This window comes from Shewanella sp. 10N.286.52.B9, assembly GCF_002873635.1.
In the GTDB taxonomy this organism is placed as follows: domain Bacteria; phylum Pseudomonadota; class Gammaproteobacteria; order Enterobacterales; family Shewanellaceae; genus Shewanella.
On the sequence record NZ_MCTY01000002.1, the window covers coordinates 20,518 to 39,173 of the forward strand.

The window sequence follows — 18,656 nt, forward strand, 5'->3', positions numbered from 1 at the left end:
TATGATGGGCAGTTTTTTATAGCAATTTGAGTTTATGGCCACACTTGAGTTGGAGCGCGCTGCTCATCAACGGCGACGAATGTAAATACCCCGCGTATGGCATGCTCACGCTTGTCTTGATACATATCTTCAAGGAATATATTCACTTCAACTTTAATTGATGTGTTACCGACGTGGATAACGCGGGCAATTAACTCAGCTAAGCTACCTGCCGGTATCGCTTTTTTAAAATCAATGCGATCAGAACTAACAGTAACTAAAGACTTACGGCAAAAACGGGTGGCCGCAATAAAGGCGGTTTCATCCATCCACGCCAATGCATCGCCACCAAAAAGGGTGTTGTGATGGTTGGTATTGGAAGGGAAAATTGCTTTAATCACTCGCGACTCTGATTGTTCGATTCGCTTAGCGACATCTTCATGAAAACTAAGCTGTGATGTGATTTCTGTTTGACTAGTGGAGGGCATATAACGACCTAATATTATGCTTTTATGTGGCGGCTTCGCCAAGGTGGCGCGATTATACGTTTAAGCGGGAATAAAGGGTAGCTGTGCGAGGGAGTAGTAGCCTTAGATTAGCAAAGTTTAATTAATAATATGCACAAGTTTCATGAGCCTCTAACTTGTTTTAGGTTAAATCAACAAGGCCAATAACACAGGTCTTTAGTAGGCTAATACTTTAGCAATGTGGTACTAACCTGCGCTGCTGGTTTTTCTGAACTGCTTGGGGCAAATATCGTTACTATATATAAACGGTCAAATTCAGATTTTTCATTAATCTCAGTGCCGGGTTCGCCGCCCAGTAAATTCACCAGTTTAGGGGTGGTATTGCTGTGTCCAACCACTAATACCTTAGCGCCACTATTAAGCTGTAATTGGCTGGCAAATTCAGCTAACTCTCTGGGATTATAGTAACTGATTTTGAGGTATTGTGAGTTAGCTGTTGGCAGCGCTGTTTGCTCTGTGCGCTGGTATTGAGTGCTATAAACGGCATCAAGCTTAATTGCTGATAAGGTATTCGCTAAAGCAAGGGCGCGATTTTTACCTTGTTCTGTTAATTGTGGATCTTCACCAGTTTGTTTTTCACCATGGCGAACCAAAAAAATGGTGCTGGTTTTATGGGACGTTGATGCGCTAGCGTTAGACATAGCAGGAGTATTATGGCTATTTACCGCGGCGTTTTTTTCATTGGCTGTGGCGAGAATTGGCGAACTTAATCCAATGAAAATTATCGATATGATGCTTAACTGAAATATAATTTTTACTGAAGGGTAGCTCATCATTTTATTATCGCTTTTCGGGGGGAGTTGTTGATTAAGTAATTAACGAGAGTCGCTTAATATTAGTCACTTAACCTTAGTCAAGTAACATGAGTCACCTTACATTAGTCAAATAACATGAGTCACTTTACCTTAGTAAAGTAACATGAGTCACTTAACTTTAGTAAAGTAACATGAGTCACTTAACTTTAGTCACTTAACATTAGACTAGGACAGCAATTAACGAGACTATTATTACTGTCTTAGCCTAGATAAATAACTCAAGTGGCTAGCGATGGCTGACTTTAAAGAACAGTAGAATGTCCAATAATTTATCCGATGGAAAAATCTAGTTGCAGGGTGGTTTCTGCTTCAACGGGTTTGCCATCAACAAATTTTGGCGCATAACGCCATTTCTCAAGTGCTTTTAATGCTTCTATTTCAAAGGATTTCCCACCCTTGGATTTTATCACTTTAGGATTGGTGACAAAGCCATTTTTATCAATCGTTAATGACAATTGAACTAAGCCTTCTTTTCGTTGAATCAGCTTTGATCTGGGATAATTAGGGTTAGATCTAAATAGTGGTGTTTGCTCTTGATTAGCTTCCCATGGCGTCATATTTCCAATGGCTACGCAATGCTCGGTAGCCTTGGTTGGCTCATCTTGCAAGCTGTAAATTTCAACTAATTTAGCGTGAGCACTTAACTCGAAGGGATGGTCATAATCGAGCAAGCTGTACTCTTTAATGGCTTGTAAAAGTTTAGTTTCAGCTTCAGAGTATTGTTTTTCCCAAAGTAATACTGAGCCGAGCAGATAGGTAGCATCGACTCTATCTGCAGAATTAGCCGGTAAATGCTGCACGTATATCGTTTCAGCATCAATTAGAAATTGCTTAACTCTAGAAGTATAAAACTCAGTATTCACCAAGCGTTTAAATGCCAGCATCAAGGTTTTAGCATGTAATAGTGGATTGCCAGAGTCTTCACTAATATTTATTGCTTCATTGAGTAAAGATCTTGCTTGTTTGTTATTTGTAGTGGCATCGGCCAGTAAGGTGAGTGGATCAATTAATTCTATATCGTCAATGGCGTCACCATTGGTACGATAAATATCTAAGGCCAATTGGTAAAAAGTCATTGCTTGTGATTTTTGCGCGTTTTTAGTTAACGCAGTAGCTAAATTTAAGGCTAAATTAGCGCTATTAATATTATCCTCGCCAAATTTGAGCTTACCTAAATCAAACGCTAACCGGGCATATTGTAGTTCTAACACCGCATCATTATTTTCTAATGCTAAATTATAATCTTTAAATGCAGTATTAAAATCGCTGTTAGCAGCCAAAGATGTCACAGGCAAAAGTAAGCTACTAACAAGTACAGCTATGGTTTTAAGAGATGATGATGATTTCATGTAAATCCTTTTAAATAATCAATATTTTGTGCTTGATATTTTCCTTTAAGCTGGCAGTTTTTTTACCTGAGTCAAACTTGCAAGCTGTTAGCGGCAAAAACATTGAGCTCATGGGGCAATAATTGTTTAAGGCTGTGGCGGCAAATCTATTTATAGGTAACAGGTTTTTATCGGCAATTTATGTTGCTATTCCCGCTATCTCTACAATACTTAAAGCTTAAAGCATCATATTTTTGTTTTAAAAAGGCAAGGTTGGTTGTTCCAATGAACGATTCAAGGATGAAGTATGTCACCATTTGCAGGCTTGTTAAGAGAGCTCACCGCATCAAATGAATCATTATGCATTTGGCGTAAAGTGGTATTTGACCGGATATTTACCACGTTAGCCTTCCTTTGTATTCCCGTTTACTTTACTAGTGTTTATTTGTGTATTGTTCAAGGCTTATGGCCGATGGCGATCTTTAATACAGTGGTTTATGCCACCTTATTGCTGATTATTTATAAAAACAACTTAGCAAATAGACTGCGATTCATCATTGGTTGCTTACTTGCCTATATGATTGGAACAGGCTTCTTACTGGCGATAGGCCCAAGTGGTGCCGGTTTTTTCTGGTTATTTCTTTTTCCTCCATTAACAGGGGTGTTATTAGGCCGTAATGCCAGTTATTGGGCGCAAATACTCAATGCCATGTCGTTAGTTATTGTTGGTATTTGCGGTCATTATAATTGGTTGCCTTGGCCGAGTATTGAAGGCTACAACAGTATTATTTGGGCGGTTGTATGCATTAATTTTGTGGCAGCTAATGCCATTCTTACGCTTTCTATCAGTTATTTATTAGAAAAATTATTCAGTTCGTTACAGTCAACATTAACTTCAAGAAGAGCAACTGTGATTGGTTTAGCCAAATTGGCAGAATATCGCGACAATGAAACAGGCGCTCATTTATTACGTATGCAGCACTATGCCGCGTTATTGGCAAGCCAAAGAGGGTTAGACAAAGATGCGCCTAATGAGTTAACTGGCTCATTTGTAGAAGAAATAACTCTGTCAGCTGTATTACATGATATTGGTAAAGTGGGGATTGCCGATGCTATTTTATTAAAACCGGGTCGACTAACCCCTGAAGAGTTTGAAAATATTAAAGCTCACCCAGTGATTGGCGCAGAAGTGTTAGATTCTCTAATTGAATTTGCGCCTCAATGCAGTTTTATAAAAATGGGCCGTGATATTGCTGGTGGGCATCATGAAAAGTGGGATGGCAGTGGTTACCCTAAAGGGCTAAAAGGTCTCGAGATCCCATTGTCTGCAAGAATAGTCGCGCTAGTGGATGTGTACGATGCGCTGACTTCACCACGGTGTTACAAAAAGCCCTTTAGTCATTATGAAGCGGTAAGAGTGATAGTTGCAGGAAAGGGCAAACATTTTGATCCAAGGTTGGTTGAGAGCTTTATGAGCGTACATGAACAATTTCAGCAATTATCATTAAGCTCATTAGATGACGATCCCGCTTATACCAATGTTCCTTGTTTACAAGCAGTGGAGCCGTCGGCACAAAAAGTGAGTTAACGTCAGTACAAGTTAAAGCGATAAAAAAACCAGTTAGGTTACCCTAACTGGCTTTTTTATAAGTTAATACTTGAGCCGTTATTTGGCTAAAAGTGCTTTACGTTCTTTAGAGGCTTGGGCTAAATCACGTAATAATTTTTCTGAGTCTTCCCAATGCAGGCAAGCATCAGTGATACTTTGACCGTATGTTAATGGCTGGCCTTCAACGACTTTCTGGTTGCCTTCAATCATAAAGCTTTCTGCCATAATCCCTGCAACCGCAGTGCTGCCAGCGCGCATTTGCGCCATGATGCTATCAGCAACTTTTAGCTGGTTTTTATGTTTTTTCTCACTATTACCATGGCTAAAATCAACCACCATACGTTGGGTTACGCCAACGGTTTCGAGCTGGGCGCGGACGATTTCAACATCTTCGGCTGAATAGTTCGGGGTTTTACCACCACGTAAAATGATATGGCCATACGGGTTACCGTGTGTACGATAAACTGCCATAGCACCATCTTTATCTGGTGAATAGAATATATGTGGTACTTGGGCGGCGCGAACAGCATCGACTGCAATATTAATGTTGCCGTCAGTACCGTTTTTAAAGCCAACAGGGCAAGATAAAGCCGACGCCATCTCACGGTGAATTTGGCTTTCAGTGGTGCGGGCACCAATAGCGCCCCAGGTAATTAAATCGGCAATATATTGACCATTGACCATATCTAAAAACTCAGTGGCAATAGGCAGTTTTAATTCAGTGATTTGCTGAAGTAAATGACGCGCCATACGTAAGCCTTTGTTTGGGCTAAAACTACCATCAAGATCAGGGTCTGAGATTAATCCTTTCCAGCCAACAATAGTACGCGGCTTTTCAAAATAAACCCGCATCACAATGCATAAGTCGTCTTTTAACTCATGGTGAAGTTTGGCTAACCGCTGGGCGTAATCTAAAGCGGCTTCGGTGTCATGTATTGAACAAGGACCAATGATGACCAATAAACGTTGATCTTCGCCAGCAATAATGGCTTCAACTTCATGACGTTGCTCAACTAAATAATCGGCAGCATCTTGCGTCAGTGGGTATTCAGATGCGAGTTGCGCAGGAGAAATAACCTTACATAAAAGGGATGTACGTAGTTCGTCTGTTTTAATAGTCATTCACTTTACCGAGCATGTTTGCGATGAATTAACATCATATTGCTCGAGATTATAACTAATTAGCAGGCGTTAGACACGGACAAATCATGCAGGTTTTTGAACTGATATCATTTTATTCACATAAGTTAGCCGAAAATGTTATGAATTTCACATTTTCGGCTTAACAGTTAAATAACCACAGCGACATTAAAATTAAAACATGTGACGCTTCAGCCCGGTAATATCGAGGATTTTAGCTGAAATCTCTTCTACAGAATGAGATGTGGTATTAACAAACGGGATCCGTTCTTTTTTATACATCATTTCTACTTCTTTCACTTCAATCCGGCATTGTCTTAGTGATGAATAGCGGCTGTTTTCCATGCGGCCTTGGCGAATTTCATGTAAACGTTGGGGATCAATGGTTAAGCCAAATAATTTGGACTTATTACGTTTTAACGCTTCAGGTAACTTGAGATTATCCATGTCATCTTCAACAAAAGGGTAGTTTGCTGCTTTAATGCCAAATTGCATAGAAAGATACAAACTCGATGGCGTTTTACCGCAACGAGAAACACCTAGCAAAATAATGTCAGCTTTATCCATATGTTTCATGGTTTGACCGTCATCATTATCTAAAGTGAAATTAATCGCATCAATACGATTATCATAAGATTCGTTAGTCGTGCTTTTACCGTGAGTTCGGTTGATCACCGGCGCAGCTTTTATACCCAGTTGTTGTTCTAATGGCGAAACAAAGGTGTTCAAAAAATCATAATCTAAACCTTCACTGGAGAAAATAATATCGCGAATGTCGGAATTTACGATGGAATGGAACACAACGGGTCTTAAGCTTGTTGTAATAAAACTATCATTGATTTGTTGTTTTACCTTTTCAGCTTTAGCAATGCTGTCAACAAATGGAATTGTAAGTGCTTCAAAATCAACTGGAAATTGGGATAGGACAGCATGGCCAAATACTTCTGCTGTGATCGCGGTCCCATCTGAGATATAGAATACTTTTGGTGTCATTTCAGCCTCTTGTAGTAATAAAATTACAAATAAAATTATACATTTACGGTTGTTGAGGGGGAGTGTAGAATGCCTCTGCCCTCGTGTGAAGGGGCCATTGAAATAAACTTGTGGAGAGATAACTGTGCAGCAATACATACTCTGGTATCAAGAATTAGGCATGGGTGATGTAAACAAGGTTGGCGGCAAGAACGCGTCACTTGGTGAAATGATCAGTAACCTGGCTAATGCCGGTGTTCAAGTACCTGGCGGATTTGCGACTACATCTCATGCATTTAATGAGTTTCTAGAGCAAAGTGGTGTTAACCAGAAAATTTTCGACATCTTGGCAACCCTTGATGTTGATGATGTAAACGAACTTGCAAAAGTTGGTGCGCAGATCAGACAATGGGTTATCGACACCCCATTTCAACCAGAACTAGAAGATGCGATTCGTGAAGCTTACGAGCAACTTTCTAGCGAGACTCAAGAAGCTTCATTTGCAGTGCGTTCATCAGCAACAGCTGAAGATATGCCAGATGCTTCGTTTGCGGGTCAACAAGAAACTTTCCTAAACGTTAAAGGCTTTGAAGCTGTACTGCTTGCGATTAAGCATGTTTACGCATCGCTATTTAACGACCGCGCAATTTCCTATCGTGTTCACCAAGGTTACGAGCATCAAGGTGTGGCATTATCTGCTGGCGTACAACGCATGGTACGTTCAGATAAAGCGTCTTCTGGTGTGATGTTTACCATGGACACTGAATCAGGTAACAACGACGTTGTCTTTATCACTTCATCATTTGGTTTAGGTGAAATGGTAGTACAAGGCGCTGTTAACCCTGATGAATTCTATGTTCACAAACCAATTTTAGCGCAAGGGCATAAAGCCGTTGTGCGCCGTAATATCGGTAGCAAGATGATTCAGATGGTTTACTCTGATGATGCTTCTCACGGCAAGCAAGTTAAAATCGAAGATGTTGCAGCAGCTGAGCGCGGCACTTTCTCTATTAATGATGAAGAAGTGATGGAGCTTGCAAAGCAAGCGGTGATCATTGAACAACATTATGGCCGTGCAATGGATATCGAATGGGCAAAAGATGGCAACGACGGTAAGTTATATATCGTTCAAGCTCGTCCTGAAACTGTTCGTAGCCGTGAAGACGTGCAATTAATTGAACGCTACCACTTAAAATCCAAAGGTGCTGTTGTTTCAGAAGGACGCGCGATTGGTCATAAAATCGGTACTGGTGTAGCTAAAGTGCTAGCCTCTATCGAAGACATGGATCAAATCGAGCCAGGTGATGTACTCGTTACTGACATGACTGATCCAGATTGGGAACCTATCATGAAGCGCGCTAGCGCAATTGTCACTAACCGTGGTGGCCGAACTTGTCACGCAGCAATTATTGCGCGTGAGCTTGGTGTTCCTGCAGTTGTTGGTTGTGGTGATGTTACTGACAGTATCAAAAATGGCCAAGTAGTGACTGTATCTTGTTCTGAAGGCGATACCGGTTTCATCTACGATGGTAAGCAAGAGTTTGAAGTTATCACTAACCGTGTTGATACCTTGCCTGAACTACCAATGAAAATCATGATGAACGTCGGTAACCCTGATCGTGCATTTGATTTCGCCCGTTTACCTAACGAAGGTGTGGGACTTGCGCGTCTTGAGTTTATTATCAATCGCATGATTGGTATTCACCCTAAAGCGCTGCTTGAATTTAATTCACAACCTGCTGAGCTGCAGCAAGAAATCAATGAAATGATTGCAGGTTACGAATCACCAGTTGAGTACTATGTCGCTCGTCTAGTGGAAGGTATCGCAACCATTGGTAGTGCGTTCTATCCTAAGAAAGTTATCGTACGTATGTCAGACTTTAAGTCTAACGAATACGCTAACCTTGTTGGTGGTGACCGTTACGAGCCTGAAGAAGAAAACCCAATGTTGGGCTTCCGTGGTGCTAGTCGTTATATCTCTGAATCGTTTCGTGACTGTTTTGCTCTAGAATGTGAAGCAATTAAACGTGTGCGTAATGATATGGGCCTTAAGAACGTTGAGATTATGATCCCATTCGTTCGTACCGTTGATGAAGCCGCGCAAGTTATCGAATTATTAAAAGAGCAAGGTTTAGAGCGTGGTAAAGATGGTTTACGCGTCATCATGATGTGTGAGTTACCGTCTAATGCATTATTAGCTGACCAATTCCTTGAGCATTTCGATGGTTTCTCTATCGGTTCTAACGATTTAACTCAATTAACTTTGGGTCTAGATCGCGACTCTGGCATTATCAGTCACTTATTCGATGAACGAAATGATGCTGTTAAAGCATTGCTTTCATTAGCGATTAAAGCGGCTAAAGCCAAAGGTGCTTATGTTGGTATTTGTGGCCAAGGCCCATCTGATCATGCAGATTTTGCACAATGGCTAGTAGAGCAAGGTATTGATACTGTGTCACTTAACCCTGATACAGTCATCGACACTTGGTTATATTTAGCAGAAGAACATGCTTAATATGCTTGAAAAGTTAGTTTTTAGTTAACTAATTTATCAACATGAACAAAAGCCGCTTTTAGCGGTTTTTTTTTTGTTTATAATGGCTTTAAATTACTATAAACAGAAATTGACTATGTTACCGCTACTATCACATCAACAGACGTTAGAACCAATTTACTTAAGCTTTCTTGATGCGCTTGAAGCATCTTCGTTTTCTGGCGAAATTGATAAACGTTATAGTGCGCGTTTAATTCAAGCGACCGACAATTCTGTTTACCAGTTTTTACCTCAAGCAGTGATTTACCCTTTATCCCAAGCGGATGTTGAGCTGGTGATGACATTAGCAGCTGACCCTCAATATAAACAAGTGACTTTTAGTGCCCGTGGCGGCGGTACTGGCACTAACGGACAATCACTGACCCACGGCTTAATACTTGATGTCTCAAGGCACATGAATCAAGTACTGGAAGTCAATGCAGAAGAAGGCTGGGTACGAGTACAAGCTGGTGTGGTAAAAGATGCACTTAATGATGCCCTTAGGCCACATGGGTTCTTTTTCAGTCCAGATTTATCAACCTCTAATCGTGCAACGGTTGGCGGCATGGTCAGCACTGATGCATCGGGTGCGGGTTCACTGGTTTACGGTAAAACATCTGATCATGTCCTTGGCCTTACCAGCGTATTGGTTGATGGTAGTGTGCTTTCAAGCACACCAATAGCGGCAGATGAGGCGTTAAATCAGTCAGAGTCCCAATCCGTAAACACCAATAGCTTTGCTGCCAATATTATTAGCACGATTGCCAAGCGTTGCCGCGACAAGCGTGAGCTTATTCTAAAACAGTTTCCGCCATTAAATCGTTTTTTAACCGGATACGATCTAAAACATGTATGGAATGATGATTTAAGCCAATTTGATTTATCACGCATACTTGCAGGCTCTGAAGGTACACTGGCGGTATTAACAGAGGCCAAATTAAATATCACCCCATTGCCACATACGCGGATGATGGTAAATATTAAATATGACTCGTTTGAATCAGCATTGCGTCATGCACCATCATTGGTTGAAGCCAATGCCACCGTGGTCGAAACCATAGACTCAAAAGTGCTGAATTTGGCCCGTGAAGATATTATTTGGCACTCAGTGTCTCACCTCATTGAATCAGTACCCAATAAAACCATTGAAGGCCTCAATATGGTTGAATTCGCTGGGGATGAGGCTGATATTAGGCAAGGCATTGCTGCCCTTGAAAAAACACTGGCGGCACAATTGGCTAGCGAACAAGCTGGGGTTGTGGGTTATCAAATTACTGAAGATAAGCCCAGTATTAATAAAATTTACGCCATGCGTAAAAAAGCCGTAGGCTTGCTAGGCGCAACTAAAGGCCGCAGAAAACCACTGCCATTTGCCGAAGATACTGCCGTACCGCCAGAAAATTTAGCTGACTTTATCATGGAGTTTAGGGACTTATTAGATGGCCATAAATTGCAATATGGCATGTTTGGTCACGTTGATGCAGGAGTGCTGCATGTGCGTCCCGCGCTTGATATGTGCGATGAAGCGGATGAAAAGCTGCTAAAAGTGTTATCCGATCAAGTTGCTGAACTCACGCTTAAATATGGCGGTTTGATGTGGGGTGAACATGGTAAAGGGGTGCGTGGTGAATATGGACCAGCCGTATTTGGTGATGAACTATATGGCGAACTTGAAGAGGTTAAAGGCTTATTTGACCCTGACAATCGATTAAATCCGGGCAAACTAGTCGCGCCTAAAGGCAGTGGCCCAATGATGTTTAATGTTGATAGCGTTAAGCGCGGCACCTTTGATAGACAAATTCCGATTCAAGTCCGTGATGCATTTCCTGATGTAATGAATTGTAATGGTAATGGCTTATGTTTTAACTACAGTAGCTATTCGTTCATGTGTCCGTCATTTAAAGTTACCGGCGATCGGATCCATTCACCTAAAGGCCGAAGTGGCTTGATGCGGGAATGGTTAAGGCTGCTGGAGGCAGAGGGCGTTGATGTAGAGGCACTGGCTCAATCTAAACCTTTAAGCTTTATGCAGCGAGCGCAAAACAGCTTTCACATTGGCCGAGATTATGATTATTCACATGAAGTCATGGACTCGTTAAAAGGCTGTTTAGCCTGTAAAGCCTGTTCAGGGCAGTGCCCTGTTAAAGTGGATGTGCCTAAATTTCGCGCGCAATTTTTCAATATCTATTACAAACGATATATGCGCCCAGCAAAAGACTATTTAGTTGCAGGTATTGAAGACATGCTGCCGCTTATGGCTGCTATGCCAAAAGTAACCAATTTTGCCTCGCAAAATAAATTAAGTCAGTGGGTTATCAAAAAATCTATTGGTTATATAGATTCACCTGCATTATCAGTTCCCACATTAAAACAGCGTCTGGATGGCCATCCAAGCCGTGGTTATGATTTAGAGGCGCTGCAAAGTATTCCAACATCAGAGCGTGGCAATTATGTACTGGTGGTGCAAGATCCATTTAACAGTTTTTATGATGCTGAGCTGGTTTATCGTTTTATACAATTAATAGAAAAAATAGGTTTAAAGCCGGTGTTATTGCCGTTTAAACCCAATGGTAAACCATCACACATTAAAGGCTTTTTAGATAAATTTGCCGCGACTGCCAAATCAAGTGCAGACTTTTTAAATCAAGTTTATCAACTTGATATGCCGATGGTTGGCTTAGACCCTGCATTAGTGCTTTGTTATCGAGATGAATATCAAGAGGTGCTAGGGGCGCAGCGAGGCAATTTTGAAGTACTGTTAGCTAATGAGTGGTTAACCGATGCGATTCAACTCATGCCAGCGTTAGACAAAACCAGCGCGTCATTTAGTTGGTTTAGTCATTGTACTGAATCCACCGCAAAACCGGCTACGGCCAACGAATGGAAAGCGGTATTTAATCATTTTGGCGCTGAGTTTGAAATGATCAACGTGGGTTGCTGCGGTATGGCGGGCACCTATGGCCATGAACTGGATAATATGGGCCGCTCATCTAAGCTGTTTGCTATGTCTTGGCAGCCAACCTTAGACAGCATCGCTGAGAAAAGCCAAATATTGGTATCAGGCTATTCTTGCCGTAGCCAAGTGAAACGTTTTGCGGGCTTTAAGCCAAAACACCCAGTAGAAGCCTTACTTCAGTTACTGATTGCTGCCGATGAGCACGTTGCTAATGACTAAACATAAAAATGAAGAACCATTGAGTATTGCCAGTCAATTAGGTGCAGAAGTTGATTTATGTAGCACTGAGCCATTGTTTTATATTGACCATCATGGGGATTGGTTCTATTTAGCCAGTCCTTTACCGACAAAATTTGCTAAGCTTTTTGCCAGTGTGCTTCATTGTATTGATAATGAATATTTTCTTATCACCCCGGTTGAAAAGGTTAAAGTCAGCGTAGATAACCATGCAATTTTTATCGTTGACTATGAGCCGCTAGCAAATAATGGACTAACCTTAATAAGTAGCATTGGCACTGAGCATCAGATTGTTGATATTAAGGCTGTGAAACTATTAGAAAACACCATTGAAGTGCCCATTGAGCGAGGCATCATCGCTTGTTTGGGGCGGGCTTGCTATTACCGTTATATAAATCAGTTTGTAATAGATTGACTAAAAAAGCGGTCTTATACGTACAAAGAGGGTGAGGTGCTAATTGGCCTGTGTAGCAAGCTGTTGTATAACAAAGCAGCTCCGCAAGGGTTTACTGACCTACACGTTAACAAGCTTAATAAGTATAAAGATAAATAATATCAGTACTTAAGCCTGTTGATGTTAGTCACATCCGTTAGTGATAGCACCAATGATTAGTAGCAATTACATTTTTAGGGCAACATTGATTAACTTGGTTAGTTCTTTTACGCACCAGCCACCAAGTATTTTATGTTGATGATTAACTTTTGCGCTTAACTAAGGATTGATGAGCCTGTAGGAGTGGTTATATGAAACGATACGAAAGCCTATATTATCAAATCTCGCATCTTAATCTTACGCTGCAAAACGAGCTAGATGAACGCTTAAAACGTTACCAACTTGACGTTAAGCTTTGGCCTGTGCTGTTTTCACTGTGGCAAGAAGAGGGCATTAGCCAAACTGAACTGTCTAAAGTGTGTGATGTGGCTAATTACACTATGACTAGGCTATTAGATCAACTGCAAGTACAGGGTTATATCACTCGCCATCAAGAGTCTGATAACCGCCGCGCCTTTCAGATTTTTTTAACTGATGCCGGTAAGGCCTTAGAGCAAGATCTTATTGGTGAAGCTGAGTGGGTTAATCAAAAATGCCTAAGTGGCTTATCCTATGAAGAGCAACAAACTTTCATGAGATTATTAAATAAAATCAATAAGCCAGATTAACATCATTGTTTGGGGCTTATTGATCGTTAGGCTAAAGCGCCAACCTAAAGCTTCTAGCTCTTTCATATATCTACACATGTAAAAATAACCCGCTAGCCATTAATACAGCTTGCGGGTTATTTATTAGCCATTATTTTTAGCTTGTAACTTTGTCTAAGAGCTATAGCCTAGTAAGCACTAGGCCTCTAAATCCTCGTGTTTATGGACTAAATTAAAATCTGCTAACACCGCATACGCACAGGGAATAATAAACAGTACCAACAAGGTTGAGGTAAATATGCCAAAGACAATTGAAATAACAATCGGTTTAACGATTTGCGCTTGTAGTGATGTTTCAAGCAACAATGGCAATAGGCCTGCCGCAGTCGTCAATGATGTTAAGAATACCGCTCTGAAACGATCGCGGCTGGCTTTAACTACGGCCTGTTGAATGTCATCGCCTATATCCACATGATGCCTGATATATTGCACCAACAAGATGGAGTCGTTAACCACAATACCCGCTAAAGATACAAAGCCAAGAATTGATGGCATTGATAGATTATGGCCTGTGAGTAAATGGCCCCAAAACACACCTATGAGTGCTAAAGGAATGGCTAACATCACCACAAAAGGTTCTAAATAGCTTCTAAATTGAAAACTTAAAATCGCAAATAATCCAAATAAACCGATAATAAAACCCTGTAAGAAAGAAGCGCCAGTCTTAGCGGTTTCTTTGGCTGCGCCTTCATAATCAACTTTTAGTCCCGGATACTTTTGGCGTAATTCATTAGCGTATTCATTTTGCACTTTGGCGACAATTTCGCTGCCATTGGCTTTGGCATTATCTATGTCAGCCATAATGGTTACAGTGCGCTGACTTTCAATGCGCTGAATACGTACATAAGATCGTTCAAAGTCTAATGTTGCTACTGCGCTTAATGGTATCTGATTACCGTTACTTAACATGATTGGGAAGTTAGCTAACGCTTGCAGATTACCTGCTTGCTGTTTATTCAACCTGACTTGTATTTCGATGTTTTCAGGGCCTGATTGCACATCATCTGCGGTTTGGCCAAAGTATGCCGCACGCAGTTGCGATGCTACCATCTCACCATCAACACCATAATTTTCAGCGCCATCTTTTAATTTTACCAGTACTTCTTCTTTGCCTGGGCGCATGTCATCTAAAATGCCATTAACCCCAGAAAACTGACTTAAGTAAGATTGCAAATCAACGGAGGCCAGTTTTAACGTGGCTAAATTATCATGCTGCAGTCTGACTTCAACATCACGGCCAGCAGGGCCCATACTCGGTTGTTTAAATACCAAGGAGATGGGCTCTGCAATATCACCACTGGCGCTGCGCCATGCTGAAATGAAGTTATCAATCAGGGTTTCGCGGGTTTCAGCTGATAACAAATCTAATCTTACCGTTGCCACATGTGGGCCTTGTTCGCCCGCATCCGCATTGACATTATATTGCTCGGTAACGTAGCGGATGAGATTCGACTGTTCGCCATTTAGTTGCGTTAATTTATCGCCAACGGTATTGGCTGCGGCAACCAAGTGACTAACGACAGTTTTGGTTTGCTCTAAAGTGGAACCTGGTGGCAAAATGATTCTTGCTTCAGCAATATCGCCATCTAGTTCAGGAAAGCCGACAAACTTTACCGCGCCACCTGCCACTAAGGCAAAAGACAGCATTAAACCGCCAAGTGTAAGCCCAAGGCTGGCATAGCGCCATTTCACCACAAAGGTAACGGCATTAACTAAGGTGTTGTTTTTGAAGTGTTCAAACTTTTCTAAAAAGACCCGTTTAAACTTTAACGGTGGTTTCTGCTGTTTATTAGATTTTAGCGAGTGACTTAAGTGATTCGGTAAAATCAAGAATGCTTCAATTAAGCTCACACTTAAGACCATGATTAATACCAGTGGCACCACCGACAATACCGCGCCCATTTGCCCGTCTAACCACAATAAACTACCAAAAATAAACACTGTGGTTAAAAATGATGAGAATACGCCTGGGGCGACTTTATTTACCCCTTGGATCACCGCCTCATTGGTGGGCAAGCCTTTTTCAACATGGGCAGCAACGGATTCGGCAATAACAATGGCATCGTCCATCATAATACCAATGGCCATTAGTAAGCCGACTAGGCTCATAATGTTGATTGACACGCCAAACATGCTCATTAAGAACAAGCCGCCCATAAAGGCTACAGGTAAGCCCGCTGAAACCCAAAACGAATAGCGTAACGAGAAAAATAACCACATCGAAAAGAACACTAAGATGATCCCTTGCCAACCATTTCGCAGCAGCATTGATAATCGGTCTTGCAGTAGTGAAGATAAATCGTTGGTTAAGGTTAGGGTCACGCCATCGGGGGCTATAAGCCGTTCTTGTGCGATAAACTCAGTGACTCTGGACTTAATTCTTAAGGCATCATCGGCTTTGTTTTTTTGCACTTTAAGCATGGCCGCAGGTTGGCCGTTAAAGATGGTATGTTCTTCCTCAAGCTCAAATAAGTCGGTGATGGTAGCAATGTCGCCTAAGGTAACCACGCCGCCTTCAGTATTAGAGGAAACGATGATTTTACTGAGGTTATCAGGGGTGATTTGTCGTTCATCAAAACGGATCAACAGGTTTTTATCAGAAAGCTCGATACTGCCAGCGGGCATTTGGACATTTTGCCTGCCCACTTTATCAGCTATTTCGGCTACTGTTAGCCCTAAGCGACGAATATCCGCTTCGTTTAACTCGACTCGTATTTGATGATCTGAAAAGCCAGACACGCTCACTAAGCTCACGCCCGCCTCGATTTTTAACCGTCGCTTTAAATCCTCAGCATAGGATTTAAGGTGTGGCAAGCTGGCATCTGCAGCGATGGCAATATCTACAACCGGTTCAGCCCAATCAAGCTCTTTGACCGTTGGTGGGTCAATTTGCGCCGGAAAGTCTTTAATGGCGTTAATTTCGGTTTGAATATCAACCAAACTGCGGCCAATGTCGGCTTCGCCATTAAGTTTTACCGTCAATGATGCAATCCCTTCTTGGGCGTCACATTTCACTTCTTCGATATTACTTAAGCCATCAATGGCGTCTTCCATACGCAGGCACAGGCTTTCTTCCACTTCTGCTGGAGATGCGCCGGGGTAAACCACACTGGCGATAATGTAAGGCGGACTAAATTCAGGAAAGGTTTCACGTTTAATGTTACCAATACTGCTTAAGCCCATGACAAAAAATGCCAACATCATTAAGTTAGCAATGGTGGGGTGACGAGTGAAAAAATTAATCACAGTGCCTGCTCCTCGTCATTCGCTAGATCACTTGTTACTGGGGTAGTGGTTTCGTTCGCTGTTGATAATTTAAGCCCCATGCCATTAATGGCAGGAATTAAGTCATTGGTAACCACACGGTCATTTTGGTGAATATCGCCTTTAATGGCGACGCCATTGTCGGTTCTAAATAGCACTTCAACCTGTTTAATAACCAGCTTGTTGTCTTGATCCATTAAATAAACTTGCTCACCATGTAAGGCTTTTTCTGGGATAACGTAATGCTCTGAGGGATAACCTTTAATATAGGAGGTGACAAACATGCCCTTGGTTAATGGCGGTTTAGCTAACAAATTCATTTGGTTGAAATCTTGATCAACTTCAAGATAAAAACCTATCGTCGCTTGATCTGGGTTTATGGTATCGGCAACGCGAGTCAATTTAGCTTGCCATTGGTGTAAGGTTTTACCCATATTGACCGTGATATGAGTGTCAAAATTAACTTTTTCAATTGAAGGTAATGCAGAGGTATCTCTTGGCAGTTCATTAATTGAATGAATTAAGGTTTCGGCATCAAATAATGACAATTCAGCCTTTATTTCAACTGCGCCTAATTGATGGGCCTCGAACAACACAGCGCCATTGGTGACGGCTTGAGCTTGCTCAATGTTGACCTCGGCAATGCGTGCATCAAAAGGCAAAGTAAAGCGAGTATTATTGAGTTGACGTTGGGCATCTTCCAGTAAAGCTTGATTAACCTTAACTTGCGCCGCAGTGACTTTTTTATCATCAGGCAACAAGCTTAAGCTGCTGGTTAAGTCTTGCACTAAGTTACGCTGGGCCAGTAAAGCTTGTTTTTGGGTTTCAAGTTCTGATTTTGAGATCAAGTTTTTCTTATTTAACGATTGTTTACGTTTATATTCTTGATCAACTAAGGTCAGTCGTTGGCGCTCAATTTCTATGCTTGATTGTAAGTTTATTTCTTGCTGATTTAGCTGTACTAACTGCGCTTGAGCTGAATTATAGTTAGCTTCAGCTTGAGCAAGTTTTAGTTGGTATTCAAGAGGGTCAATGGTTAACACTAAGGTGCCAGCCTTGATCAATCTGCCCGTTTCAAGCTCAGGGTGGCGATAAGTAATTTTGCCGCCCACTTCGGCAATGCCTTGCCAGATATGCTTTGGAGCCACACGACCATAGGCTTTGATCACAGGTTGTACGGGTTGTTTTGTCAGGCTAATAACATCGACCAGGCGTGATTTATCATGGTTGGGTTGCAACTCTGGTGACGAGCGTAATGATATCGCAGCGATAAAGATGATAATACCGGCGATGATGCCTGGAAAAACATAGCGTCTTTTTAACGGGGTCATGTTAAGCGTCCTGACTGAGTTGAGATTCATTGGCAATAAGCCCATGACGTAATATTTGTGCATTTTGCTTAGCTAAATGCTGTAAAAATTCTGCTGAGGTTTTAATATTCAATGCTTGTTTAAATATGTCAGGCATTAAGAATGGAAATACCATTAAACTAATAAAACTCATTTTGGCGCACATTGGATCAATACCTTGCTGTAGACGGTTTTGCTGATGCATCTTTTCAAAAATGGTTAACCTATTTTTCGGGAATAAACTCAATAAATTGGCTTGCAGCTCTTGGTTTTTCTTGGTGGTTTTAAGGCTGGCGGTGCGAAATATGAGTTTCGGAAAATCTGGGTTTTGACTCATAATTTTATAAAAGGCCAGTAATATTTTTTCTGGTGAATCTTGAGTCGATTTTTCCTTGGAATTATTTAATTGGGCATGAACTGGCTCAATGGTTTCCTTGAGCATTTCGGCAAAAAGCCCCAATTTAGATTGAAAATAATAGCGGATTAAACTTGCATCCACTTTTGCTTTAGCAGCAATGGCTCGAATAGAGACTTTATCGTAATCATTATCGACAAATAAGGTTTTTGCTGCATTGATAAGTGCGCAGCGATTATCTGCTTTGACAGCTGGCCTACCGACTGGCTTTTTAACTGGCATTATTTTTTTAGGCATAAATTCAACACAGCTTTGAAGATACTTAGCGTATCCATTAATTCATTAAGTGTAGAATATGGTAAAGCAATGCAGCGGATTGTTTTAGTGAATTA

General features: G+C 41.4%; 13 protein-coding genes. 5 read left to right on the top strand and 8 right to left on the bottom strand.

What is annotated here, in order from left to right; all coding sequences use genetic code 11:
- Positions 1 to 32 precede the first annotated feature (32 nt).
- The 3 genes from BCU91_RS00350 to BCU91_RS00360 form a co-directional block, all read right to left on the bottom strand.
- Entirely contained in the window at positions 33 to 467 is a 435-nt protein-coding gene (locus tag BCU91_RS00350; RefSeq protein ID WP_102438169.1) for an acyl-CoA thioesterase, read from the bottom strand.
- A gap of 203 nt (positions 468 to 670) precedes the next feature.
- Entirely contained in the window at positions 671 to 1,282 is a 612-nt protein-coding gene (locus BCU91_RS00355; RefSeq protein WP_198589282.1) for a phosphoglycerate mutase family protein, read from the bottom strand.
- 308 nt (positions 1,283 to 1,590) lie between these two features.
- Positions 1,591 to 2,670: a TonB family protein gene (locus BCU91_RS00360; protein ID WP_102530660.1), complete on the bottom strand. Its 1,080-nt coding sequence runs from the start codon at positions 2,668 to 2,670 to the stop codon at positions 1,591 to 1,593.
- Between the two features lie 286 nt (positions 2,671 to 2,956).
- On the opposite strand from BCU91_RS00360, the gene BCU91_RS00365 reads away from it, so the two are divergent.
- On the top strand, positions 2,957 to 4,237 hold the full coding sequence (locus BCU91_RS00365; RefSeq protein WP_102436531.1) for an HD domain-containing phosphohydrolase: 1,281 nt from the start codon (positions 2,957 to 2,959) through the stop codon (positions 4,235 to 4,237).
- 78 nt (positions 4,238 to 4,315) lie between these two features.
- Here the strand turns inward: BCU91_RS00365 and BCU91_RS00370 are convergent, their stop codons facing one another.
- The gene (locus tag BCU91_RS00370; protein WP_102436529.1) at positions 4,316 to 5,380 is read right to left on the bottom strand and encodes a 3-deoxy-7-phosphoheptulonate synthase; all 1,065 of its coding nucleotides are present in this window, start codon (positions 5,378 to 5,380) and stop codon (positions 4,316 to 4,318) included.
- Between the two features lie 192 nt (positions 5,381 to 5,572).
- Entirely contained in the window at positions 5,573 to 6,391 is an 819-nt protein-coding gene (locus tag BCU91_RS00375) for a pyruvate, water dikinase regulatory protein (protein ID WP_102476252.1), read from the bottom strand.
- 124 nt (positions 6,392 to 6,515) lie between these two features.
- On the opposite strand from BCU91_RS00375, the gene ppsA reads away from it, so the two are divergent.
- The 4 genes from ppsA to BCU91_RS00395 all read left to right on the top strand — a co-directional run bounded on the left by ppsA (position 6,516) and on the right by BCU91_RS00395 (position 13,257).
- Positions 6,516 to 8,885 carry a phosphoenolpyruvate synthase gene (gene ppsA / locus BCU91_RS00380; protein ID WP_102519685.1) on the top strand — a complete coding sequence of 790 codons (2,370 nt, stop codon included), beginning with the start codon at positions 6,516 to 6,518 and terminating at the stop codon, positions 8,883 to 8,885.
- 115 nt (positions 8,886 to 9,000) lie between these two features.
- Positions 9,001 to 12,078, top strand: coding sequence for an FAD-binding and (Fe-S)-binding domain-containing protein (locus BCU91_RS00385; RefSeq protein WP_102436535.1), 3,078 nt, complete (start codon positions 9,001 to 9,003; stop codon positions 12,076 to 12,078).
- Positions 12,071 to 12,511, top strand: a complete 441-nt coding sequence (locus BCU91_RS00390; protein WP_241904007.1) for a DUF1285 domain-containing protein — start codon at positions 12,071 to 12,073, stop codon at positions 12,509 to 12,511. The genes BCU91_RS00385 and BCU91_RS00390 overlap by 8 nt, the downstream gene beginning before the upstream one ends.
- A gap of 329 nt (positions 12,512 to 12,840) precedes the next feature.
- Positions 12,841 to 13,257: a MarR family winged helix-turn-helix transcriptional regulator gene (locus BCU91_RS00395; RefSeq protein ID WP_102436521.1), complete on the top strand. Its 417-nt coding sequence runs from the start codon at positions 12,841 to 12,843 to the stop codon at positions 13,255 to 13,257.
- 177 nt (positions 13,258 to 13,434) lie between these two features.
- Here the strand turns inward: BCU91_RS00395 and BCU91_RS00400 are convergent, their stop codons facing one another.
- The 3 genes from BCU91_RS00400 to BCU91_RS00410 are packed head-to-tail and all read right to left on the bottom strand — an operon-like array spanning position 13,435 to position 18,561.
- Complete coding sequence (locus BCU91_RS00400) at positions 13,435 to 16,542, bottom strand: efflux RND transporter permease subunit (protein WP_102530662.1); 3,108 nt, start codon at positions 16,540 to 16,542, stop codon at positions 13,435 to 13,437.
- The gene (locus BCU91_RS00405) at positions 16,539 to 17,891 is read right to left on the bottom strand and encodes an HlyD family secretion protein (protein ID WP_102476259.1); all 1,353 of its coding nucleotides are present in this window, start codon (positions 17,889 to 17,891) and stop codon (positions 16,539 to 16,541) included. The genes BCU91_RS00400 and BCU91_RS00405 overlap by 4 nt, the downstream gene beginning before the upstream one ends.
- A 1-nt stretch (position 17,892) precedes the next feature.
- Complete coding sequence (locus tag BCU91_RS00410; RefSeq protein ID WP_102436515.1) at positions 17,893 to 18,561, bottom strand: TetR/AcrR family transcriptional regulator; 669 nt, start codon at positions 18,559 to 18,561, stop codon at positions 17,893 to 17,895.
- Between the last annotated feature and the right edge of the window lie 95 nt (positions 18,562 to 18,656).

Coding starts and splice junctions, on each gene's coding strand:
- BCU91_RS00365 (WP_102436531.1), top strand. CDS start 2,957: ATGTCACCATTTGCAGGCTTGTTAAGAGAGCTCACCGCATCAAATGAA.
- BCU91_RS00390 (WP_241904007.1), top strand. CDS start 12,071: ATGACTAAACATAAAAATGAAGAACCATTGAGTATTGCCAGTCAATTA.
- BCU91_RS00395 (WP_102436521.1), top strand. CDS start 12,841: ATGAAACGATACGAAAGCCTATATTATCAAATCTCGCATCTTAATCTT.
- BCU91_RS00360 (WP_102530660.1), bottom strand. CDS start 2,670: ATGAAATCATCATCATCTCTTAAAACCATAGCTGTACTTGTTAGTAGC.
- BCU91_RS00405 (WP_102476259.1), bottom strand. CDS start 17,891: ATGACCCCGTTAAAAAGACGCTATGTTTTTCCAGGCATCATCGCCGGT.
- BCU91_RS00385 (WP_102436535.1), top strand. CDS start 9,001: ATGTTACCGCTACTATCACATCAACAGACGTTAGAACCAATTTACTTA.
- BCU91_RS00375 (WP_102476252.1), bottom strand. CDS start 6,391: ATGACACCAAAAGTATTCTATATCTCAGATGGGACCGCGATCACAGCA.
- BCU91_RS00350 (WP_102438169.1), bottom strand. CDS start 467: ATGCCCTCCACTAGTCAAACAGAAATCACATCACAGCTTAGTTTTCAT.
- BCU91_RS00355 (WP_198589282.1), bottom strand. CDS start 1,282: ATGATGAGCTACCCTTCAGTAAAAATTATATTTCAGTTAAGCATCATA.
- BCU91_RS00370 (WP_102436529.1), bottom strand. CDS start 5,380: ATGACTATTAAAACAGACGAACTACGTACATCCCTTTTATGTAAGGTT.
- BCU91_RS00410 (WP_102436515.1), bottom strand. CDS start 18,561: ATGCCTAAAAAAATAATGCCAGTTAAAAAGCCAGTCGGTAGGCCAGCT.